The organism is Streptomyces sp. S3(2020), from assembly GCF_013044505.1.
Lineage (GTDB): Bacteria > Actinomycetota > Actinomycetes > Streptomycetales > Streptomycetaceae > Streptomyces.
On sequence record NZ_JABERD010000130.1, the window covers coordinates 1 to 20,855 of the forward strand.

General features: G+C 69.0%; 20 protein-coding genes. 10 read left to right on the plus strand and 10 right to left on the minus strand.

The window, feature by feature from the left end; all coding sequences use genetic code 11:
- Window positions 1–50 precede the first annotated feature (50 nt).
- Window positions 51–1,073 (minus strand): mechanosensitive ion channel domain-containing protein, encoded by a 1,023-nt coding sequence (locus tag HLK59_RS32395; RefSeq protein ID WP_171145136.1) that lies wholly within the window; start codon window positions 1,071–1,073, stop codon window positions 51–53.
- 107 nt (window positions 1,074–1,180) lie between these two features.
- Between HLK59_RS32395 and HLK59_RS32400 the strand changes: the two genes are divergently transcribed.
- Window positions 1,181–1,750, plus strand: a complete 570-nt coding sequence (locus HLK59_RS32400; RefSeq protein ID WP_171145137.1) for a dienelactone hydrolase family protein — start codon at window positions 1,181–1,183, stop codon at window positions 1,748–1,750.
- Here the strand turns inward: HLK59_RS32400 and HLK59_RS32405 are convergent.
- The 4 genes from HLK59_RS32405 to HLK59_RS32420 all read right to left on the minus strand — a co-directional run bounded on the left by HLK59_RS32405 (window position 1,747) and on the right by HLK59_RS32420 (window position 6,508).
- On the minus strand, window positions 1,747–3,405 hold the full coding sequence (locus HLK59_RS32405; protein ID WP_171145138.1) for an alkaline phosphatase D family protein: 1,659 nt from the start codon (window positions 3,403–3,405) through the stop codon (window positions 1,747–1,749). The genes HLK59_RS32400 and HLK59_RS32405 overlap by 4 nt on opposite strands.
- A gap of 91 nt (window positions 3,406–3,496) precedes the next feature.
- Window positions 3,497–4,309: a thioredoxin domain-containing protein gene (locus tag HLK59_RS32410; protein ID WP_171145139.1), complete on the minus strand. Its 813-nt coding sequence runs from the start codon at window positions 4,307–4,309 to the stop codon at window positions 3,497–3,499.
- A gap of 89 nt (window positions 4,310–4,398) precedes the next feature.
- Window positions 4,399–5,091 carry a hypothetical protein gene (locus HLK59_RS32415; RefSeq protein ID WP_171145140.1) on the minus strand — a complete coding sequence of 231 codons (693 nt, stop codon included), beginning with the start codon at window positions 5,089–5,091 and terminating at the stop codon, window positions 4,399–4,401.
- Between the two features lie 91 nt (window positions 5,092–5,182).
- Window positions 5,183–6,508, minus strand: coding sequence for a DUF2252 domain-containing protein (locus tag HLK59_RS32420; protein WP_171145141.1), 1,326 nt, complete (start codon window positions 6,506–6,508; stop codon window positions 5,183–5,185).
- Window positions 6,509–6,710: 202 nt separating this feature from the next.
- On the opposite strand from HLK59_RS32420, the gene dnaE reads away from it, so the two are divergent.
- The gene (gene dnaE, locus HLK59_RS32425) at window positions 6,711–10,250 is read left to right on the plus strand and encodes a DNA polymerase III subunit alpha (protein WP_171145142.1); all 3,540 of its coding nucleotides are present in this window, start codon (window positions 6,711–6,713) and stop codon (window positions 10,248–10,250) included.
- Window positions 10,251–10,329: 79 nt separating this feature from the next.
- Here dnaE and HLK59_RS32430 read toward each other — a convergent pair whose 3' ends face one another.
- Window positions 10,330–10,494, minus strand: a complete 165-nt coding sequence (locus HLK59_RS32430) for a hypothetical protein (RefSeq protein ID WP_165951132.1) — start codon at window positions 10,492–10,494, stop codon at window positions 10,330–10,332.
- Window positions 10,495–10,718: 224 nt separating this feature from the next.
- On the opposite strand from HLK59_RS32430, the gene HLK59_RS32435 reads away from it, so the two are divergent.
- From HLK59_RS32435 to HLK59_RS32450, 4 genes are all read left to right on the plus strand, one after another.
- Complete coding sequence (locus tag HLK59_RS32435; protein ID WP_171145143.1) at window positions 10,719–11,933, plus strand: NYN domain-containing protein; 1,215 nt, start codon at window positions 10,719–10,721, stop codon at window positions 11,931–11,933.
- A 107-nt stretch (window positions 11,934–12,040) separates the two neighbouring features.
- Complete coding sequence (locus HLK59_RS32440) at window positions 12,041–13,015, plus strand: ABC transporter ATP-binding protein (RefSeq protein WP_171145159.1); 975 nt, start codon at window positions 12,041–12,043, stop codon at window positions 13,013–13,015.
- A gap of 106 nt (window positions 13,016–13,121) precedes the next feature.
- Complete coding sequence (locus tag HLK59_RS32445) at window positions 13,122–13,943, plus strand: ABC transporter permease (RefSeq protein WP_171145144.1); 822 nt, start codon at window positions 13,122–13,124, stop codon at window positions 13,941–13,943.
- A 34-nt stretch (window positions 13,944–13,977) separates the two neighbouring features.
- A complete protein-coding gene (locus tag HLK59_RS32450; RefSeq protein WP_171145145.1) occupies window positions 13,978–14,649 on the plus strand; it encodes an AAA family ATPase in 672 nt (223 codons plus the stop codon).
- A gap of 665 nt (window positions 14,650–15,314) precedes the next feature.
- Here HLK59_RS32450 and HLK59_RS32455 read toward each other — a convergent pair.
- The 3 genes from HLK59_RS32455 to HLK59_RS32465 form a co-directional block, all read right to left on the minus strand.
- Window positions 15,315–15,503, minus strand: coding sequence for a hypothetical protein (locus HLK59_RS32455; protein ID WP_171145146.1), 189 nt, complete (start codon window positions 15,501–15,503; stop codon window positions 15,315–15,317).
- Complete coding sequence (locus HLK59_RS32460; RefSeq protein ID WP_171145147.1) at window positions 15,500–15,922, minus strand: hypothetical protein; 423 nt, start codon at window positions 15,920–15,922, stop codon at window positions 15,500–15,502. Before HLK59_RS32460 ends, HLK59_RS32455 begins: the two co-directional genes overlap by 4 nt.
- A gap of 232 nt (window positions 15,923–16,154) precedes the next feature.
- Window positions 16,155–17,408 carry a helix-turn-helix transcriptional regulator gene (locus HLK59_RS32465; RefSeq protein WP_171145148.1) on the minus strand — a complete coding sequence of 418 codons (1,254 nt, stop codon included), beginning with the start codon at window positions 17,406–17,408 and terminating at the stop codon, window positions 16,155–16,157.
- Window positions 17,409–17,690: 282 nt separating this feature from the next.
- Here HLK59_RS32465 and HLK59_RS32470 point away from each other — a divergent pair, with 282 nt between their 5' ends.
- Complete coding sequence (locus tag HLK59_RS32470) at window positions 17,691–18,056, plus strand: hypothetical protein (RefSeq protein ID WP_171145149.1); 366 nt, start codon at window positions 17,691–17,693, stop codon at window positions 18,054–18,056.
- A gap of 968 nt (window positions 18,057–19,024) precedes the next feature.
- On the opposite strand, the gene HLK59_RS32475 is transcribed toward HLK59_RS32470, so the two are convergent.
- Entirely contained in the window at window positions 19,025–19,768 is a 744-nt protein-coding gene (locus HLK59_RS32475) for a GntR family transcriptional regulator (RefSeq protein ID WP_171145150.1), read from the minus strand.
- A 191-nt stretch (window positions 19,769–19,959) separates the two neighbouring features.
- Between HLK59_RS32475 and HLK59_RS32480 the strand changes: the two genes are divergently transcribed.
- Genes HLK59_RS32480 through HLK59_RS32490 form a run of 3 tightly spaced genes read left to right on the plus strand, consistent with a single transcriptional unit; the run spans window position 19,960 to window position 20,755 of the window.
- Window positions 19,960–20,334 carry a hypothetical protein gene (locus HLK59_RS32480; protein WP_171145151.1) on the plus strand — a complete coding sequence of 125 codons (375 nt, stop codon included), beginning with the start codon at window positions 19,960–19,962 and terminating at the stop codon, window positions 20,332–20,334.
- Entirely contained in the window at window positions 20,334–20,570 is a 237-nt protein-coding gene (locus tag HLK59_RS32485; protein WP_171145152.1) for a hypothetical protein, read from the plus strand. The genes HLK59_RS32480 and HLK59_RS32485 overlap by 1 nt, the downstream gene beginning before the upstream one ends.
- Entirely contained in the window at window positions 20,567–20,755 is a 189-nt protein-coding gene (locus tag HLK59_RS32490) for a hypothetical protein (protein WP_171145153.1), read from the plus strand. The genes HLK59_RS32485 and HLK59_RS32490 overlap by 4 nt, the downstream gene beginning before the upstream one ends.
- Window positions 20,756–20,855: the final 100 nt, after the last annotated feature.

Below are 20,855 nucleotides of genomic sequence, written 5' to 3' on the forward strand. Positions count from 1 at the left end.
TGTGCCTGCTCCGTGCCCCGGTATTTCCTTTCTCCTCTTCGGCGGCCGCGTCAGATGTGTATAAGGGACCGGGGCAGGGCGTAGGGGTGCTCTTCGGAGAGCCACTGGATCATGTGCTCGCGGACCGTGACCCGGACCTTCCAGATGTCGTCCGCGTCCTTGGCGGTCACCAGGGCCCGTACCTGCATGGTGTTGGGGGTGGAGTCCGTGACGGTCAGGTCGCAGGCGCGGCCGTCCCACGCCGGGCAGCCGCGGAGGATGTCGCGGAGCTTCTCGCGCATCGCCTCCATCGGCGCCGAGTGGTCCAGATGCCAGTAGACGATGCCGGTCATCTGGGCACCGCCGCGCGACCAGTTCTCGAACGGCTTGGACGTGAAGTAGGAGACGGGCATCGTGATCCGGCGCTCGTCCCAGGTCCGCACGGTCAGGAAGGTCAGCGTGATCTCCTCGACCGTGCCCCACTCGCCGTCCACGACGACCGTGTCCCCTATGCGCACCATGTCACCGAACGCGATCTGGAGCCCCGCGAACATGTTGCTCAGCGTGGACTGCGCCGCGACACCGGCGACGATGCCGAGGATGCCGGCCGAGGCCAGCAGCGAGGCGCCGGCCGCGCGCATCGGCGGGAACGTCAGCAGCATCGCGGCCACCGCCACCACGCCGACGACCGCGGCGACGACCCGCGTGATCAGCGTCACCTGGGTGCGCACCCGACGGACCCGGGCGGGGTCGCGGCTGGCGCGCGCGTAGCGCGTGTACGTCGTCTCGACGACCGCGGCCGCGATCCGGATCACCAGCCAGGCCGTCGCCCCGATCAGCACCAGCGTCAGCGCCTGCCCGATGCCGACCCGGTGCTCCCGCAGCAGCCGTGCCTCGTCGTACGACGCTCTGAGCAGGGCCGCGCAGATCACCAGCTGGTAGGGGATGCGGCCACGGCGCAGCAGACCCCACAGCGGGGTCTCGCTGTGCCGCTCGTCGGCCTTGCGCAGCAGCAGGTCCGTGGCCCAGCCGATGATCAGCGTGAGCAGCACCGAGCCACCGATCACGATCAGCGGGCGGAGTAGGTTCTCCATGTCCACGAACCTAACCGGCCCGGGGCGGACATGAACATGTGACTTCGGCGGCGCTGTGGGTACGGGCGCGGAACGCCACTGTCGTACCCGGCTGGCACCATGGCCTCATGAACATCATGCTCTTTCACTCGACCTACGGCCTGAGGCCCGCCGTACGCCAGTCCGCCGACCGGCTGCGCTCCGCCGGGCACGAGGTGTGGACGCCGGACCTCTTCGAGGGGCGTACGTTCGAGACGGTCGAGGAGGGCATGGAGTTCAAGGAGCGGATCGGCAAGGACGAGCTGCTCAAGCGGGCCGTGCTGGCCGCCGCGCCCTACTCGGAGCGGGGCCTGGTGTACGCCGGGTTCTCGTTCGGCGCCTCCGTCGCGCAGACCCTCGCCCTCGGTGACGACAAGGCGCGCGGGCTGCTGCTTCTGCACGGCACCTCGGACATCGCGGCCACCGCCTCCGTGGACGACCTGCCGGTCCAGCTGCATGTGGCCGAGCCGGACCAGTTCGAGACCGACGACTGGCTGAGCTCCTGGTATCTCCAGATGCGCCGGGCCGGCGCGGACGTCGAGGTGTACAGATACGCCGGGGCCGGCCACCTCTACACCGACCCCGACCTGCCGGACTACGACGAGGAGGCCGCCGAGGCCACCTGGCGGGTGGCGCTCGGCTTCCTGGAATCCCTCTAGACCGGGGCGTAGACGCGTTCCACCTTCTGTGTGCCGCTGCGCGTGCGGTACGAACGGGCCCAGGACGAGGTCGCGTTCGCCTTCGTCCTGTCGGACACCACGTAGTAGTCCATCTGCGCCCGCTCCGCGGTGATGTCCAGGACGCCGTATCCGTGGCGGTCCGTGTCGACCCAGTGGACGTGCCGGTTGGCGAGCTGGATGACCGGCGCCGCGAGCGCGGTGACCGTGCCCTCGGGGACCTTGAGGATGTCGTCGAGGTTGTCGGAGGTCACCGAGGTGACGACGAACTCCGTGGCGGCCGAGGCGGACAGCGGGTACGTCCCGGCGTTCACCGGCACGTCGTTGGCCCACGCCATGTGGATGTCACCCGTCAGGAAGACGGTGTTGCGGATGGCGTTGGAGCGCAGATGGGCGAGGAGCTCGCGGCGGTCGTCCGTGTAGCCGTCCCACTGGTCGGTGTTGAGGGCGAGCCCCTCCTTCGGGAGGCCGAGGAGCTCGGCGAGCGGCTTGAGGAGGTCGGCGGAGAGCGAGCCGATCGCGAACGGCGAGATCATCACGGAGTTGCCGACCAGCCGCCAGGTGGTGTCGGAGGACTTCAGCCCCGCCTTCAGCCAGTCGAGCTGGGCGCGGCCGGTGAGCGTACGGTCCGGGTCGTCGACCGAGCCGTTGCCGACGGCCACCTGCTGCGAGCGGAACGAGCGCAGGTCGAGGAGCGACAGGTCGACGAGCTTGCCGAACCGCAGCCGCCGGTAGGTGGTGCCGGCGATCGCGGTGCGCACCGGCATCCACTCGAAGTAGGCCTGCTTGGCGGCGGCCTGGCGCGCGGCCCAGGTGCCCTCCGTGCCCTCGGTGTGGTTCTCGGCGCCGCCCGACCAGGCGTCGTTGGCGAACTCGTGGTCGTCCCAGATGGCGACGACCGGGGCGGCCGCGTGCAGCGCCTGGAGGTCCGGGTCGGTCTTGTAACGGCCGTGCCGGGTGCGGTAGTCGGCCAGCGACAGGATCTCGTGGGTCGGCGCGTGCTGTCGTACGACGGTGTCGCGCGTCCCGTACTCGCCGGTGCCGTACTCGTAGATGTAGTCGCCCAGGTGCAGCCAGGCGTCCAGGTCGCCGCGGGCCGCGAGATGGCGGTACGAGGAGAAGTAGCCGGCCTCCCAGTTGGCGCAGGAGACCACGCCGAAGCGCAGGCCCGTGACGGACGCGTCCGCCGCCGGCGCGGTGCGGGTGCGCGCCGCCGGGGAGTCGGTGCCGCCCGCGGAGAACCGGAACCAGTAGTCGGTGGCCGGTTCCAGGCCGCGGATGTCGGACTTGACGGTGTGGTCGGAGGCGGCGGTCGCGGTCGTGGTGCCCTGGGCGACGACGTCGGTGAACGCCTTGTCCTTGGCGACGGTCCAGCCGACCTCGGTGTCCGGGCCGAGCCCGGAGCCGGGTACCGCCTCGGCGGTGGGGGTCACCCGGGTCCACAGCAGGACGCCGTTGGGGAGCGGGTCGCCGGAGGCGAGACCGTGCAGGAAGGCGGGGGTCTCGGCGGCGGCGCGGGCCGGGATCGCGGCGGCCAGTGGTCCGGCCAGGACCACACCGGCGGCAGCGGCCTTGACGACCGTACGGCGGCGCGGTGACGGCGAATTGAGATGCTCGGATGCTCTGAATCTGGTCACGACCGATCAGGTTACTGATCGGTATTAACGAGAGCGGGCGAACTGGTAAAAGTTCGCTCGCTCTTCGGGTGACGGTCGGTCAGGCTTGCGGTCAGGCCTTCAGAGCCGCCTCGAGCGCCGTGTTGAACTCGGCCACCGTCATCGGCGCGTTCTTGCCGTCGGAACCGGTCAGCGCCTTGTCGTCCATCTTCAGCGTCGGGGTGCCGGTCACGCCGCTGTCGTCGAACTTCTTGGACATCTCCAGCGCCCACCGGTCGTAGGTGCCGTTCTTCACGGCGTTCTGGAACGTCTTGTTGTTCTTCAGGGCGTCGACCGTGTTCGCGATCTTGATGAGGTAGGCGTCGTCCTTGAGCTTGTCGTCGGTCTCCTCGGGGTGCCACTTCGTGGAGTACATCGCGGTCTTGTACTCCAGGAAGGCCTCGGGGCTGACGTTCAGCGCCGCGCCGAGCGCGCTGAGGCCGTTCTTGGAGCCCTCGCCGCCGAGGTTGCCGTCGAGGAAGGTGGCGCCGACGTACTGGACCTTGAACTTGCCGTCCTCGACGTCCTTGTCCACGGTCGAGCCGACGGTCTGCTCGAACTGGGCGCAGACGGGGCAGCGCGGGTCCTCGTACATGACGAGGGTCTTCTTGGCGGTGCTCTTGCCGATGGTGACGGTCGTGCCGTTCGTGCCCGTGGTGTTGGCCGGCTTGACGAGCTTGTCGTCCTTCGCGGCCTCCCAGTAGTCCGGCTTGTTGCCCTGGACGACCGCGTAGCTGATGCCGCCGGCTATCGCGAGGACGCCGACGAGGGAGCAGGCGACGATGACCTGCCGCTTGACCTTGTCCTTCTTGGCCTGGCGCTCGCGCTCCTGGCGCAGCCGCTCACGGGCCGCCGTCTTCGACGCCTGGCTGTTCCGCTTGCTCATGGGTGATCTCCGTAAGGGGACGCGCACACGTCGTGTGCGGGATGCATGGGGGGACTGGTGGTGCTCAGCCGCTGTTCGCTGCTGTTCGGTCAGGCGAAAGCGACCGAGCACGGCGGTCCACGCCGTCCCAGGGAGTGCGCGAGGATCCGGTCGCGGACGACGGCCGTACGGCGACCGGGACGTGCGGGGCGTGCCGGCACCGGGGCGGGGCGGACCCTGAGGACCGCGGCGGCGAGCAGCAGCGGCCGGAAGGTCGTCGCCGTCACCGCGCCGATCAGCTGGGCCATGGCCTGCTCACCGCGGCGCAGCCAGGCGGCGGCGAGGAGGCCGACGCCGATGTGCGCGCCGAGCAGCAGCCAGGCGGCCTGCGGGTCGGCGTGGGCGAGGACGCCTGCGAGGCGGTCGGTGTCGGTGCCCGTCACCCGGGCCAGCGGGCTGCCGACGCTGCCGCCGTCGCCGCAGAACACGTCCCAGCCGACCGAGCGCAGCGGACCGGTGACCGGTCCGCCCGCCGCGCCGTAACAGACGTGCTGGCCGGCGGTGAAGACGGTGTCGGCGGCCAGCTCCAGCGGGACCAGCAGGGCGGCGATCCGCCCGAAGCTCCGCTCGCGGCCCGCGAGGGCGTAGGCGAGGACGAACACGGCGGCCGCGACGAGCGCCACCGTGTTCAGTGGCAGCGGGACCCGGGACAGCAGCACGTGCGACGCGGTGCTGAGTGTCACGACGAGTGCCGTGAACAGCGCCGCGCGCAGCGCTCGCAGTCGGGTCCCGGATATGTCCATAGCGGGGAGAGTCTGTCACGCGGCCCTGTAAGGGACCCCTAAAAGGTCCCTGTGAGCGGCCCCATCGTTATGGATCCGACAGGGATCCGGTCTACAGGCCCGGAATGCGGCCGTTGCGGAACAGGTCCACGAAGATCTGGTGGTCGGTACGCGCACGTGCCCCGTAGTCGTGGGCGAAGGAGACCAGGAGGTCCGCGAAGCCGTCCTCGTCGGCCGCGATGGCCGCGTCGATGGCCCGCTCGGTCGAGAAGGGCACCAGGGACTCGCCGGACTGGTCGTCGGCCGCCCCGTGCATGGTGGCGGTGGCCCGGCCGAGGTCGGCGACGACCGCCGCGATCTCCTCCGGGTCGTCGATGTCGCCCCAGTCCAGGTCGACGGCGTACGGCGAGACCTCGGCGACCAGCTGGCCCGAGCCGTCCAGCTCGGTCCAGCCCAGCCACGGGTCGGCGTGCTGCTGGAGGGCGCGCTGTGAGAGCACCGTGCGGTGGCCCTCGTGCTGGAAGTAGTCGCGGATCGCCGGGTCGGTGATGTGCCGGGAGACGGCCGGGGTCTGGGCCTGCTTGATGTAGATCACGACGTCGTTCTCCAGGGCGTCGCTGTGGCCCTCCAGAAGGATGTTGTACGACGGCAGACCGGCCGAGCCGATGCCGATGCCGCGGCGGCCGACCACGTCCTTCACCCGGTACGAGTCCGGGCGGTCCAGCGAGGTCTCCGGCAGGGTCTCCAGGTAGCCGTCGAAGGCGGCCAGCACCTTGTAGCGGGTGGCCGCGTCCAGCTCGATGGAGCCGCCGCCCGGCGCGAAGCGGCGCTCGAAGTCGCGGATCTCGGTCATCGAGTCCAGGAGGCTGAAGCGGGTCAGCGAGCGGGCGTCGCGCAAGGCGTCCAGGAGGGGGCCCTCGGCGGTGTCCAGGGTGAAGGGCGGCACCTCGTCGCTCTTGGCGCCGGTGGCCAGGGCGTGGATCCGCTCGCGGTAGGCGGCCGCGTAGACCTTGACGAGCTCGGTGATCTGCTCGTCGCTGAGGGCCTTCGCGTACCCGATGAGGGCGATCGAGGCGGAAAAGCGCTTGAGGTCCCAGGTGAAGGGGCCGACGTAGGCCTCGTCGAAGTCGTTGACGTTGAAGATCAGCCGGCCGGTGGCGTCCATGTACGTGCCGAAGTTCTCGGCGTGCAGGTCGCCGTGGATCCACACGCGCGAGGTGCGCTCGTCCAGGTACGGGCCGCCTCGCTTGTCCGAGTCGAGGTCGTTGTAGAAGAGGCATGCCGTACCCCGGTAGAACGCGAAAGCCGAGGCCGCCATCTTCCGGAACTTGACCCGGAACGCGGCCGGGTCGGCGGCCAGGAGCTCGCCGAAGGCGGTGTCGAAGACGGCGAGGATCTCCTCGCCGCGAGGCTCGTCGTTGAGCTGCGGTACCGACATCGCTGGGTGCCTCCTGGTGCATGTGTACGACAGCGTTTCTGTCGTCTCAACGGGCGGGGCCGGACGAAAGTGCCCGCGAAACCCTCGCTGTGAAGGTACGCGGGGCGGCCCCCGGAGTGTCAGTGCCGAGGCATAGACTTCGACGCTGTCCCCCGAACTGTCCGTCCGCCTGTCGCCGACCGTTTTCCATGGAGGCCGAACCGTGTCAAAGCCGCCGTTCACGCACCTGCACGTCCACACCCAGTACTCGCTGCTGGACGGTGCCGCGCGGCTCAAGGACATGTTCGACGCGTGCAACGAGATGGGCATGACCCATATCGCCATGTCCGACCACGGCAACCTCCACGGGGCGTACGACTTCTTCCACACCGCGAAGAAGGCCGGGGTCACCCCGATCATCGGCATCGAGGCCTATGTCGCCCCCGAGTCCCGGCGCAACAAGCGCAAGATCCAGTGGGGCCAGCCGCACCAGAAGCGGGACGACGTCTCCGGTTCGGGTGGTTACACCCACAAGACGATCTGGGCGGCCAACGCGACCGGTCTGCACAACCTCTTCCGGCTCTCCTCGGACGCGTACGCCGAGGGCTGGCTCCAGAAGTGGCCCCGGATGGACAAGGAGACCATCTCCCAGTGGTCCGAGGGCCTCATCGCCTCCACCGGCTGCCCCTCCGGCGAGCTCCAGACCCGCCTGCGCCTCGGCCAGTTCGACGAAGCGCTGAAGGCGGCCTCCGAGTACCAGGACATCTTCGGCAAGGACCGCTACTTCCTGGAGCTGATGGACCACGGCATCGAGATCGAGCGCCGGGTCCGCGACGGCCTCCTCGACATCGGCAAGAAGCTCGGCATCCCGCCGCTGGTCACCAACGACTCGCACTACACGTACGCGCACGAGGCGACCGCGCACGACGCCCTGCTGTGCATCCAGACCGGCAAGAACCTCTCCGACCCGGACCGCTTCCGCTTCGACGGCACCGGCTACTACCTGAAGTCCACGGACGAGATGTACGCCGTCGACTCCTCGGACGCCTGGCAGCAGGGCTGCGCCAACACCCTCCTGGTCGCCGAGCAGATCGACACCTCCGGCATGTTCGAGGCGAAGAACCTCATGCCGAAGTTCGACATCCCCGAGGGCTACACCGAGGTCACCTGGTTCAAGGAGGAGGTCCGGGTCGGCATGGAACGCCGCTTCCCGGGCGGCATCCCCGAGGACCGCCAGAAGCAGGTCGAGTACGAGCTGGACGTCATCATCCAGATGGGGTTCCCGGGCTACTTCCTCGTGGTCGCCGACTTCATCATGTGGGCCAAGAACAACGGCATCGCGGTCGGCCCGGGCCGAGGCTCCGCGGCCGGCTCGATCGTCGCCTACGCCATGGGCATCACCGACCTCGACCCGATCCCGCACGGACTGATCTTCGAGCGGTTCCTCAACCCCGAGCGCGTCTCCATGCCCGACGTCGACATCGACTTCGACGAGCGCAGGCGCGTCGAGGTGATCAGGTACGTGACCGAGAAGTACGGCGCCGACAAGGTCGCCATGATCGGCACCTACGGCAAGATCAAGGCGAAGAACGCCATCAAGGACTCCGCGCGCGTGCTGGGCTACCCGTACGCCATGGGCGACCGGCTCACCAAGGCCATGCCCGCCGACGTCCTCGGCAAGGGCATCGACCTCAACGGCATCACCGACCCCTCGCACCCGCGCTACAGCGAGGCCGGCGAGATCCGCTCGATGTACGAGAACGAGCCGGACGTGAAGAAGGTCATCGACACCGCCAAGGGCGTCGAGGGCCTGGTCCGGCAGATGGGCGTGCACGCCGCCGGCGTCATCATGTCCAGCGAGCCCATCGTCGACCACGCCCCGATCTGGGTGCGGCACACGGACGGCGTGACCATCACGCAGTGGGACTACCCGCAGTGCGAGTCGCTGGGCCTGCTGAAGATGGACTTCCTCGGCCTGCGCAACCTGACGATCATGGACGACGCCGTCAAGATGGTGAAGTCCAACAAGGGCATCGACCTCGACCTGCTGGCCCTGCCGCTCGACGACCCCAAGACCTTCGAACTGCTCCAGCGCGGTGAGACCCTCGGCGTCTTCCAGTTCGACGGCGGCCCCATGCGCTCGCTGCTGCGCCTGATGAAGCCCGACAACTTCGAAGACATCTCCGCCGTCTCGGCGCTCTACCGTCCCGGCCCGATGGGCATGGACTCGCACACCAACTACGCCCTGCGCAAGAACAAGCTCCAGGAGATCACCCCGATCCACAAGGAGCTGGAGGAGCCCCTCGAAGAGGTCCTCGCGGTCACCTACGGTTTGATCGTCTACCAGGAGCAGGTGCAGAAGGCCGCCCAGATCATCGCCGGGTACTCGCTGGGCGAGGCCGACATCCTGCGCCGCGTGATGGGCAAGAAGAAGCCCGACGAACTGGCGAAGAACTTCACCATCTTCCAGGCCGGCGCCAAGAAGAACGGCTACAGCGACGAGGCCATCCAGGCCCTGTGGGACGTCCTGGTCCCCTTCGCCGGCTACGCGTTCAACAAGGCGCACTCCGCCGCGTACGGCCTGGTCTCTTACTGGACCGCCTTCCTCAAGGCCAACCACCCCGCCGAGTACATGGCGGGACTGCTGACCTCCGTCAAGGACGACAAGGACAAGTCGGCCGTCTACCTCAACGAGTGCCGGCGCATGGGCATCAAGGTGCTCCCGCCGAACGTGAACGAGTCGGTGCACAACTTCGCCGCCCAGGGCGACGACGTGATCCTCTTCGGCCTCGAAGCGGTGCGCAACGTCGGCACGAACGTGGTCGAGTCGATCATCAGGAGCCGCAAGGCCAAGGGGAAGTACGCCTCCTTCCCCGACTACCTCGACAAGGTCGAGGCGGTCGCCTGCAACAAGCGCACCACGGAGTCGCTGATCAAGGCGGGCGCGTTCGACACGATGGGGCACACCCGCAAGGGCCTCACCGCGCACTTCGAGCCGATGATCGACAACGTCGTGCAGGTCAAGCGCAAGGAGGCCGAGGGCCAGTTCGACCTCTTCGGCGGGATGGGCGAGGAGGAGACCAGCGAGCCCGGCTTCGGACTCGACGTGGAGTTCACCACCGACGAGTGGGACAAGGCCTATCTGCTCGCCCAGGAGCGGGAGATGCTCGGTCTGTACGTCTCCGACCACCCGCTCTTCGGCCTGGAGCACGTGCTGTCCGACAAGGCCGACGCGGGCATCGCCCAGCTCACCGGAGGTGAGCACGCGGACGGCGCGGTCGTCACCATCGGTGGCATCATCTCGGGCCTCCAGCGCAAGATGACCAAGCAGGGCAACGCCTGGGCGATCGCCACCGTCGAGGACCTCGCCGGTTCCATCGAGTGCATGTTCTTCCCGGCGACCTACCAGCTCGTCTCGACCCAACTCGTCGAGGACGCCGTGGTGTTCGTCAAGGGCCGCCTCGACAAGCGCGAGGACGTGCCCCGGCTGGTGGCGATGGAACTCCAGGTCCCCGACCTGTCGAACGCGGGCACCAACGCGCCCGTGATCCTCACCATCCCGGCGACCCGGGTCACCCCGCCGATGATCAGCCGCCTCGGCGAGATCCTCACCCACCACAAGGGCGAGAGCGAGGTCCGCATCAAGCTCCAGGGCCCGACCAGGACCACGGTCCTGCGCCTGGACCGGCACCGGGTGAAGCCGGACCCGGCGCTCTTCGGCGACCTGAAGGTGCTGCTCGGCCCGTCCTGCCTGGCGGGCTAGGACAGGTCGAGAGGGCGTACCCGTCAGCCGGGTACGCCCTCTCTGTGTGCCTGGGTCTCAACAACCCGTTATGAAGATGTCAGTTGTGACCGAAGCGCTTCTGCTTGCCCTTGCGGGCCATGTCACCCGGAGTCACCTGGGTCATGCGCTGCTCGGCCTGCGCCTCCATCGAGGACTGCTGGGCCTGCTGCTGACCACGCTCGGACTGCGGCTGCTTGCGGTCACGGTTCTTGTTCTTGGCCATGGTGATCTGCCTCCTGAGGGGGATCTAGGGGCCAGGGCCGGGACCAGACTCACATAGGCTGACAAAGAACGCATTTCGGATAATTACCGTCTGTGACAGGCCTTGTCGCCCCGCGATGCTCCGAAACGCCACGCCGAAGATCGAGTTCCGGCCGTTAACCTCCGCGCGGTCGGGCAGACTCGAAGGAAGCCCGAAGTAAACCGCCTCGGAAGAGGGTGAGTCGCGTGGACCGCTGCATCGTCCTGGTGGACGCCGGGTATCTGCTGGGCGCCGCCGCCTCCCTCCTTGCCGGGGAACCCTCACGATCCCGGATCACCGTCGATCACCCCGCCCTCATCCAGGGCCTGCGCGAGCGCGCCGAGTCGGACACCGAACGGCCCCTGCTGCGCATCTACTGGTTCGACGGCGCCCCCGACCGCGTCCCGCAGCCCGAGCACCGCAGGCTGCGGGTGATGCCCCGGGTCACCGTCCGGCTGGGCGCCCTGACCCGCAGCGACGGACGCTGGGCCCAGAAGGGCGTCGACGCGGCCATGCACGCCGAGCTCACCGAGCTGGCCCGCAACCGCGCCTGCTCCGACATCGTCCTCGTCACCGGCGACGGCGATCTGCTGCCGGGCATGATGGCCGCCAAGGAGCACGGCGTCGCCGTACACCTGTGGGCCGTCCAGGCCGCCGACGGGGACTACAACCAGTCCGAGGACCTGGTCGCCGAGGCCGACGAACGACGCGTCCTGGACCGTACCTGGATCACCAAGGCCGTACGCGCCAAGGAGCTCGGCGGGATCTGCGCGCCGCCGCCCGTACCGCGGCCCGAGATCGCCGCGATCCTGTCCGCGCCGCTGCCCGACTCCGCGCTCGCCGCGGCGGCCGAGCGGGCCGCCGACGAGAGCGAGCACGCCCCGGCCGCCGCCTCGGAGAACGGCACCCAGGAGCGGGTGCCCGCGCCCAAGGGCGTGCCCACCCCCAAGGACCTGGCCGCCCTGCGCGGCCCCGGCGCCCAGCCGCCGCACCCCGCGAACGCGACCCTGCGCTGGTCCTCCGACAAGGGCTGGGTCGACCGCCCCGGCACCGTCGCCGAGCCGCCCGAGGTCGCCTCGATGCCCACCCTCGCCCAGCTGACCACCGCCGAGCAGCGGTGGGCGGACCGCGAGGAGGACATCACCACGGTCGGCGGCGATCCCTACGAGGTGGGGCAGGTCTTCGCGCGGCGCTGGATGGAGCGGCTGGGCGACCAGAGCCATCTGCAGAAGCTCTCGGGCATGTACCCGCGCGTCCCCCACCGGATCGACGGTGAGCTGCTGCGCTACGCCGCCCGGTTCGGGCTGCTCGCCCACAAGGACGACCAGATCGACGAGCACGACCGCTACGCCATCCGTGCCGGGTTCTGGCGCGAGATCGACGTACGGACCGCCGCCGAACACGCGCCCGCGGGGGAGTGAATCGGCACATACGCCGCCCCCGAGGGCGAGCGGAGCTTCCCGACCCCGTACCCTCGTCCCTTGTGAGTACGCGCGCGGCACAGGCACTTCGGCACGGTGACGATGTCGTGTGCGCGGTGCGCGGGCTGACCAAGACCTATCCGGCGGTACGCGGCCGGCGTGGGGTTCCCGCGACGCCCGAGGTCCGTGCCACCGACGATGTGCGCCTCGACATCCGGCGCGGCGAGATCTTCGGACTCCTCGGGCCCAACGGCGCCGGCAAGTCCACCCTCGTACGGCAGCTCACCGGGCTGATGCGGCCCGACCGGGGCAGCGTCGAGATCCTCGGCCACGACATCGTGCGGCACCCGGAGCGGGCCGCGCGGATCCTCGCCTATCTCGGCCAGGAGTCCACCGCCCTGGACGAACTGACCGTCTCGCTCGCCGCCGAGACCACCGGGCGGCTGCGCGGCCTGGACGCGCGGGCGGCGCGGGCCGAGCGGGACGCCGTACTCGACGAACTGGGGCTCACCCCGCTCGCCGGACGGGCCATCAGCAAGCTCTCCGGTGGGCAGCGGCGGCTGGCGTGCCTCGCCGCCGCGCTGGTCGGGGAGCGGCCGCTGCTGGTCCTCGACGAGCCGACCACCGCGATGGACCCCGTGGCGCGGCGGGCCGTGTGGTCCGCCGTGGACCGGCGGCGGGCCGAGCGCGGGACGACCGTGCTGCTTGTCACCCACAACGTCATCGAGGCCGAGACCGTCCTCGACCGGGTCGCCGTCCTCGACCAGGGCAAGGTGATCGCCTGCGACACCCCCGTCGGGCTCAAGGAGCAGGTCGCCGGGGAGGTCCGGGTCGACCTCGTGTGGCGCGAGGCCGCTCCGCTGCACGTCCCCGAGGTCGCCGCGCTCCAGGACCGGGCCGTCGCCTCCGGGCGCCGCTGGACGCTGCGGCTCGCGCCCGAGGAGGCGCGGGCGGTCGTCGCCACTGTCACCGGCGGAGCGGCTTTCGCCGCCCTCGACGACTTCACTCTGGCCACGCCCAGCCTGGAGGACGTCTACCTGGCGCTCGGCGGGGCGGCTCAGCAGGGGCTGGTGAAGGCGTGAGCGTGATGCGGCACCTTGAGCCGGGCTTGAGTACGCGGGCCGTAGCATCCGTACGGAACAGGACGAACGCCGGAGTGAACCCGTTTGTGAAAGGGAGCAGCGCCACGTGAGTGTCGTACCCGCCGAGGTTCTGCCGGGCAGCGCCCGGGCCGTCCAGGAGACGGCCCGCGACGCGGCCGAGCTCGGGCCGCGTGCGCGGCTGTGGCCGTCGCTCGTGGCCGTGTACCGGGCGCAGCTGTCCCGTGCGCGGGTGGCGCGCATTCCGCTGCTGTTCGTGGCGACCTTCCAGTCGGTCGGGATCATGGTCCTCATGCGCGGGGTCGTGGACGGCGGCGCCGAGGCGCAGGCCGTGGTCGCGGGCTCGTCGGTGCTCGTCGTGGCGTTCGTCGCGCTGAACCTGCTCGCGCAGTACTTCGGGCAGCTGCGGGCCAGCGGTGGGCTCGACCACTACGCCACGCTGCCGGTGCCGCCGGCCGCCGTGGTGCTCGGGGCGGCGGGGGCGTACGCCTCCTTCACCGTGCCGGGGACCGTGGTGACCGCGGTGTTCGGGTGTGTGCTGTTCGGGCTGCCGCTCGCGCATCTGTGGGTGCTCGTCGCCGTGATCCCGCTCGCGGGTGCGGCCCTCGCGGGGCTGGGGGCGGCCTTCGGACTGCTCGCGCCGCGGCCGGAACTGGCCACGGTGCTGGGGCAGTTGGGCATGTCCGCGGCGCTGCTGCTCGGAGTGCTGCCGGCCGACCGGATGCCGGAGGCGGTGCGGTTCCTGCGGGATCTGCTGCCGTCGACATACGGCGTGGAGGCGTTCGCGCGGACGTTCGGACCGGATCCCGACTGGGCGTTCGTGCTCGGTGACCTCGCCGTGTGCGGGGGCGTGGGGGTCGTTTCGCTGGCCGTCGCCACCTGGGCGTACCGTCGGGCGGCCGTCCGGTGACGCGCCGCACAGACGCGCCTGGCACGATGTCAGGGTGACCGCACCGTTGACGCCGCCTCCGCCGCCGCACGAACAGTCCCCGCACGCCGCGTGGCAGTCGCCTGCCGCCGGGTACGTGACTCCCGTGTCCCACGAGGCCGTGTACGGCGGCCCCGGTATGAGGACCGAGGTGATCGAAGCCGTCGTGGTCGCGGTCGCCACGGCGGTCACCGGGGTGCTGCTCGGCGTGCTGTGGTGGTGGCTGGCTCCGCATGTGCCGCTCGTCGGGGACGTCGTCGACGGCAACTGGGTCGTCTACCTCGGGGACAGCGAGGGGGAGCAGGCGATCGGGGTCGACGGAACGTTCACTCTGCTGGGGCTGGCGTTCGGTCTTGTCAGTGCGCTCGTGGTGTTCCTGGTGCGGCGGCGCGGTGGTGTGCCGCTGGTCGTGGCGTTGGGTGTCGGGGGGTTCCTCGGGTCGCTGCTGGCCTGGCGGGTCGGGATCTGGCTCGGGCCCGCGCAGGATGTGATCGCCCATGCGAAGTCCGTGGGCAAGGGGGTCACCTTCTCGGCGCCGCTGAAGCTGTCGGCGAAGGGGGCGTGGCTGGCGTGGCCGCTGGCGGCGCTGGTGGTGCATCTGGGGCTCACGGCGCTGTTCGGGCCGCGGGATCCTGAGCCGTATCCGCAGCAGGGGCCGTACGGGCCGCATGGGGCGCCGTCGCTTTAGGGGTTCGGTGGGCGGTGGGCGCGGCGAGGATTCTTTCGCCCCCGCCGCCCTTACCCATTCCCATCCCCAGGGGCTGCCGCCCCTTCGACCCCGCTCCCTGGGGGCTGCGCCCCCAGACCCCCGTCGGCCCTTAAGGGGCCTCGTCCTCGAACACAGGGCGGGCTGAGATTGCCTGGACCGGGGTTGAGAGGCGGAGCCCTCCTCGGGACGGTGTGGCCTTGTCCTCAAGCGCCGGACGGCGACTTCCTCTAAAGACAATGTACCCGCTGGATACACCCGAAAACCTGCCTGACCTGGGGTTTTCGGTCTGATCACGGCGGCTGGGCCTGCGGCGACGGGAGGTTGGCGGAGAGAGTTTGAGGTCTGGTGGTCTGCGGGGCAGGAGCATGGCAGGGGGCCCGTAAGCTCGCGGCGAGGTGGGGCCGGGTGGCTTCACCGTGTCTTGGGTTCCACCGGGCCCCCTGCCTTGCTCCTGGAGGGGCCCCGCTGATCGCCGGACCTTAAAGTCTCGGAGCCGACCGGTTCTCGGACTGTTGTGACAGCAAGTGGCCCCGGTCGGATCTTGTGTGATCCGACCGGGGCTGTCGGCTTCGCAGCCAGAACGAGCGGGAGTCTTTGCGACCCTGACCCTGCGGTCGCCATGGGGCCCCGGGCGGGGCGAGGGATCAGTCGCTCGGCTTGCTGGGCCAGTGGCAGGAGCAGTCGCAGCGCCGCTGGAGCAGGATGCCGCTGAAGCCGGGAAGCGGGATGTTCTTGGTCTGGCGGCAGTCGCCGTGTAGCTGGCTGTACTCGGGGCGCTCGGCGAGCGTGCATTCCGCCGACAGCGACAGGTCCTCCGTCGCGGGCGTGCTCACGTCTCGTCCTTGTCGGCGAAGCCGTGGCCCACGGTCACAAGGGACAGCACATCCAGGGGGTTGCACAGGTGTCCTGGTCGGGGCATCGGCACCGACCAGTAGGAAGCCCATGTCCGCTCGTTCAGCTCCGTGTGGTCGGCACGCGGCACGCCTAGGTAGGTCCCCTGACTCAGGCATTTGGTGCCCTGAGCTGTCCATTCCAGGGCGGTGCCGGGCGGCACCAGGGCGTAATAGCGGCGCCCCCCGGGGTCGTGGATGACCGGGCCACAGACGTACTTGGCGAGGCAGGCGTCGATGGTGCACGGCTCGTTGCTCTGGGCGGCGGCGTGGACAATCGCGCCGGGGAGGCGGACTGCGTCGAAGGTCCGACCGAGGGGGATCAGCGCGAGCTGCGCGACGCTGCTCCACTCGTTCCGCACCGCGCTCGGCAATGGATGGGCGGAGGCCAGCCACTCGGAGACTGTCCCGCAGGAAGCTGGACCAGTTGGGGATGTGGGGTGAACCCCGGGGACCGTAGGCTCTGCCATGTCGGCGCTCCTATTCAGCGTTGGCCGCGCCCCGGGGCCGTCGCGAGCGGTCGCCGGGGTCTTCGTGGGCCTCGACCGTAGGAGCAGTGCGCAGGGTGTAGGGGCACAGATTGTGCCCCTACGGTTACGCAGCCAACATGCCGATCTTCACTGCCAGTTCGGAGGCACGGCGGCGGCGGGCCGGAACTCTCGCCTCGGCCTCTTCGAGGACGATCCGCTTCGCGTACCCGTTGTACTTGATCGTCTCCGGGGCGGCCTCGTGCGCCTTCTCCAGCGTGGCGAGTGCGACATCGGGTTGCCCGTCGAGGTGGTAGCCGCGAGCTTCCTCAATGCGGTGCCGCGCCCGGCGCGGCCTCGACGGAATGGCGATGGTGTCAGCACGCGCGGCCTGTCGTACGGACTCACCGCCCTGACGGAGCTCCACGGCGACAGTGACTGCGTGGGCACCCATGATGGCGAGAGAAAACGACGTGACGGGGTGGTAGTAGCCCTCGGGGAGGCGCGCGGCCAAGTCGTGCGCCTGGTCCCAGTAGCGCCATGCGGTGCCTGTCTGCGCCCGTCGGGCTGCGGTGTAACCGGCTTCGAAGGTGAGCGCTCCCGCGATCGCAAGAACATCGGCTGACGCATCGGGCAACAGCGGCCCAAGGTAGGCCAGTGTCTCCAGGGTGACCGCGTCGGCAGCGTCGAACTGCGCCGGGCCTGCGTCGCGGTGCGCCTGAGCGGTTAGCCAGGCGGCCATCCCGATGGCATGCGGATCCTCTGACTCTTGCGCCGCGATCAGCCCTCGCTCGGCGACACGCCACAACAGCGCAGCGTCCGGTTGGTAGGCCACGAAGAACTGACAGAGCGAGTAGACCTCGGCAAGCAGGGCTTGGGCCGCCCTGCGGTCCGGCGCGGCCTCGGCCTGGCGTACAGCGAGTTGAGCGTCAGAGATCAGGTTCGGCAGCAACGCGCCGATCACCTCGCGGTGGTTCGGTGCTGAGTGCCTTGCCTTCCAAGCCCGGATGAGCCGGGCTTGAAGGTGTTCGGTCGGGGGTGCTTCGCGCTCGATGGTCAGAGGGAACGCGTCGACTGCGGCCTTGACCGCCGCGAGTCGGGGATGGCCGGGGCCGGTGAACAACTCGACGTGTACGGACTGATTACCCGTGAGGTCCGAAAGATCTCTGACGCGCAGCAGCTCTGCGATGCGCAGGATCATCTCCAGCTTGGGCACCTTCAAGCGTCCTGTTTCGATGCCCTTCACCCATGAGCCGGACTTGCCAACCAGTCCGCCCAGTTGATCACGGGTTATGCCCTTGCGGGTACGCAGGATCTGTAGGCGCTGGCCGAACACCAGCGGATCGGCGTACGGGTCCGGTGTAGCACCTTCAGACGACACAGCCGTGCCCCTCTCTGAACAGGCCAACAGAGCCAGGGTATGGGGCCGAGCCGCACCTGTGTGAGGTTCCTGCTGCCCTCTGCCGCTAACGCGGTACTACTGCGCCGTTGCCTGCATCTTTCCCGTCTGCGAACTGAGCCACCTGGCAGGCGGCGCCGGCCTGCGCGAAAGCGGTCAACGCAAGCCTCTTGACGTTCCCTATCGCAAACATGCATGCTCGCTACTCATCAGGATGAGTTCGCACCTGGCGGACTCATCACCCTGCGAGCCGGAAGGCAATGCATGAGAAAGATCCGCATTCCACGAAAGCTGGCGGTGTGGTTGGCCGCTGTCGTCGCGACGTTGGTCGGATTCGTCGGGGTGGGGGCCTCGGCTGCGTCGGCAGCTCCCGAGGCAGGCTCGGCCCGGCAAGCTGTGACGGCTGGTTCGACCAAGGGCGTGGCGGTCAACGGGCTGAGGCTTCGTTCCAAGCCCGGGTACCACGGCTACATCAAGGGGCTGCTGTACCGGGGTGATCGCGTGTTCATCCGCGAGGTGTTCGCCTCGGACTACAACCCGAATTGGGTCGGGGTCGTGCTCACTCAGCGCAGCAAGAGCGGGCTCCCGCGTCAGACGTTCGGGTACGTGTACAAGGCCTATCTGAAGTAGGGCCGGAAGTCGTCGGGAGGCGCCCCCGATGACCATCGCAAACTTCGCGTCCCTCTTTCCGCCCGGGAAGGGGGATGCGACTCGTCTGGGAGCTTCTTGAAGTACCGGTCAGGCAGGGTCGTTTCGAATCGATCAGGGTGCAACTGCGGGTCGGCTGTTTGCGTCCGCAATATGTACGTGAGGCCAGTGTGCTGGATGGGTGAGGGGTGTTCACCATGACTGCGGAAAGTTCCTCGGGTGCGCGTGATGCTGAATCGGCGGCACGGGTGCGGGGTGTCGACTGCGTCCGGGCGTGGGCCACGGCCCGTGATGCGGCAGAGGAGTTGTATGAGGCTCTCGCAGAACTGGGGTTGAGCTGGGAGGACATCCGGCTTACGCCGCACGCTGACGGCGAAGGGAAGGGAGTGGTGCGTATCCATGGCACGCCGGAAGGGATTCGCCTCGTGGCGCAAGCCGTGAGACGGGCTTGTTCTTGAACGCTTGGTGGTGATCGGCGCGTTTTAGCCACCCGCCCCTAGCGAAGCGGGGGTTGAGCCGCGCACGATGGTTGGCGCGCTGGGCGCGGGGAGGGGTATTCGGATGAGGCGGAAGACGGTCGGGCGTCCGTTACGGACCAAGGGGCGCGGCACGGTGCGCGTTGAGGAGGACGACGGCGGGCGTCAGTGGGTGACGTGCTCGGGCTGTCGCCTGGACGCCTTCGCTCCGGGGGTCTCGCCCGCGAAATTCCAGGCGCGTCGGCATGCAGACATCTGTACTCGCTGACCGCACGGTGAAGGCTCCGCCGGCTGAAGCTGGCGGGGCTTTTCTGCTGCTCAGGGGTGGTGGGTGTCGGGCGGTGGGTGCCCGGACGGGACCGGCGGCCACGCCGCAGCCCGGCCGGAGCGCCCGGCCGTCCGGCGCGCCGTAGGCGCGCCCTTGAGTAAGTAGAGGGGAGTTAGACCGATCAGCTTCGGCGTGCGTGCGGCGGGTTATTTCACGGTGATGTGGAAGGCGAGTTGCGCGGTGTCGGCGCTGACTCGGAGCTCTTCGAGGATGAGCGGGCGGCCGTCCTCGGTGGTGGTCACGCGGTAGGTAATCAGGATCGGGCTGCCGTCGGTCAGGTCAAGATCGGCGCGTTCGTCGGGGAGTGCGTTGCGTGCGGTGACGGTCTCGGTCCAGGAGAGGGTGTGTCCGGCTGCGGTCAGCGCGGTGTAGATGTCGGCCGGTTCGGCGTCGGGGTGCTTGGCCAGCGTTGGGAGCTGCTCGGCGACGTCGAAGGGGATCACGGTCCGGTGGGTAGCGCGTGCTCCCGTCGCGGGATCTTTGAGAAGGCGGTCTGTGATGAACACGTCTGCCTCATCGCGGTCCAGGAGTGTGGCCGTGATCCCTGTTGCCTCGCCCCGGGTGACGGCGGGCAACTCCGCCTCTTCGCCGGGCCACCCGAGGGCGAACCCCTTGCTGCTGCGGCTGATCGTGCGCTTAATGACGGCGGCGGGAAGCCCGTGCGTGCGCACGAATGATCCCTTGCCGTGCTGGCTCTCCACCAAGCCCATGGAGCGCAGTTCGGCGATGGCTGAGCGCACGGTGGGGCGGGAGACCTGGTAGCGCTCCATGAGCTGCGTCTCGCTGGGGAGCATGCTGCCGGGTCCGTACTCGCCTGCGGCGATTGCTTCCGCAAGTCGATCAGCCAACTGTTTGTACATGGCGCTCGGCCGGACGATGTCTCCAGGCATGCTCTGATCTCCCTGCGGCGGTGCGTGAGCCAGCGTGCTGCCGAGCACTTTAGGGCACGTCTGCTCCACACTCGTCAGCTTAAGTGCTTGCCAATCAAGACGCGATCAGCCATGCTCGCACTCATCAGAATAAGTGCGCGATTGCAAATATCGCGAAGCTCTGGGGATCGACCTGAAAGGCATGAGTGCCTATGCAGAACATCCCGGTTGATGTGCGGAGACTGGGCGCCCTGATGTGCGTCGTCCCGCCCGAACCGAGAGTCAATCAGGAGACAGGAGAAGTCCGGAAGGATCGCGATGGCAACGTGATCTACGTCGTCGGCATCTCCGTCCGCCAGCGCGACAACCGGCGTGCGGACGTGATCGAAGTCGCCGTTCCCAGCGAGCCGCACGGCATCGCTGAAGGTATGCGGGTGAACGTCGTCGACCTGGTGGCCGTGGCGTGGGAGATCGAGGGCCGGAAGGGGACATCGTTTCGGGCTTCCGAGATCACGCCCCAGGGAGCACCGGCCACGACCGGCGCCGTACCTGCGGGGCGGGCCAAGTCTTCGGGGGGTGAGGCCTGATGGCCTCGGACGGCTTAGCTCCTGACTGGGACTGGCAGGCCCTGCACGACCGCCTGATGAACCTGGCGACCATCGCCTACATCATCGACGCCACGCCCATGGACCGCAGCACTCGCCTGCTCTCGCTGGGACGGCTGGCGCAGGACACGGAGGAAGCCCTGAAGATGGCGAACTTCGTCCTCGCACGCGAGAAGGGCGGTGAGGACTGGTGGCGCTCCGAGACGACGAAGCCGTGAAAGCGATGATGCGTGACCTACGCGTCCTCGCCGGATGTGACTCGCTGCTGACCGCCCTGTGGGACCGGGCGACGGTCAAGTACTTCCTGACGCTGGTGATCACGCATGCGGAGTCCGCAGCCGATCACGGGCGCCAAGTCCTCCAGACGCTCGAAGAGTTGGATCAGCGGGGCGGTGATCGCTGATGGAAGCGACGTTGATCGTGTGGATACTCACGGCTCTGCTCTGCGCCGGACTCCTGACGCAGGCGTACTGGGAACCGAGGCTGCGGCGGCGCTTCGGTGG

Excerpts from the sequence above, each read along its gene's own strand:
- HLK59_RS32395 (WP_171145136.1), bottom strand. The coding sequence starts at position 1,073 with ATGGAGAACCTACTCCGCCCGCTGATCGTGATCGGTGGCTCGGTGCTG.
- HLK59_RS32400 (WP_171145137.1), top strand. The coding sequence starts at position 1,181 with ATGAACATCATGCTCTTTCACTCGACCTACGGCCTGAGGCCCGCCGTA.
- HLK59_RS32410 (WP_171145139.1), bottom strand. The coding sequence starts at position 4,309 with ATGAGCAAGCGGAACAGCCAGGCGTCGAAGACGGCGGCCCGTGAGCGG.
- HLK59_RS32415 (WP_171145140.1), bottom strand. The coding sequence starts at position 5,091 with ATGGACATATCCGGGACCCGACTGCGAGCGCTGCGCGCGGCGCTGTTC.
- HLK59_RS32420 (WP_171145141.1), bottom strand. The coding sequence starts at position 6,508 with ATGTCGGTACCGCAGCTCAACGACGAGCCTCGCGGCGAGGAGATCCTC.
- HLK59_RS32430 (WP_165951132.1), bottom strand. The coding sequence starts at position 10,494 with ATGGCCAAGAACAAGAACCGTGACCGCAAGCAGCCGCAGTCCGAGCGT.
- HLK59_RS32470 (WP_171145149.1), top strand. The coding sequence starts at position 17,691 with ATGAGAAAGATCCGCATTCCACGAAAGCTGGCGGTGTGGTTGGCCGCT.
- HLK59_RS32475 (WP_171145150.1), bottom strand. The coding sequence starts at position 19,768 with ATGCCTGGAGACATCGTCCGGCCGAGCGCCATGTACAAACAGTTGGCT.
- HLK59_RS32480 (WP_171145151.1), top strand. The coding sequence starts at position 19,960 with ATGCAGAACATCCCGGTTGATGTGCGGAGACTGGGCGCCCTGATGTGC.
- HLK59_RS32485 (WP_171145152.1), top strand. The coding sequence starts at position 20,334 with ATGGCCTCGGACGGCTTAGCTCCTGACTGGGACTGGCAGGCCCTGCAC.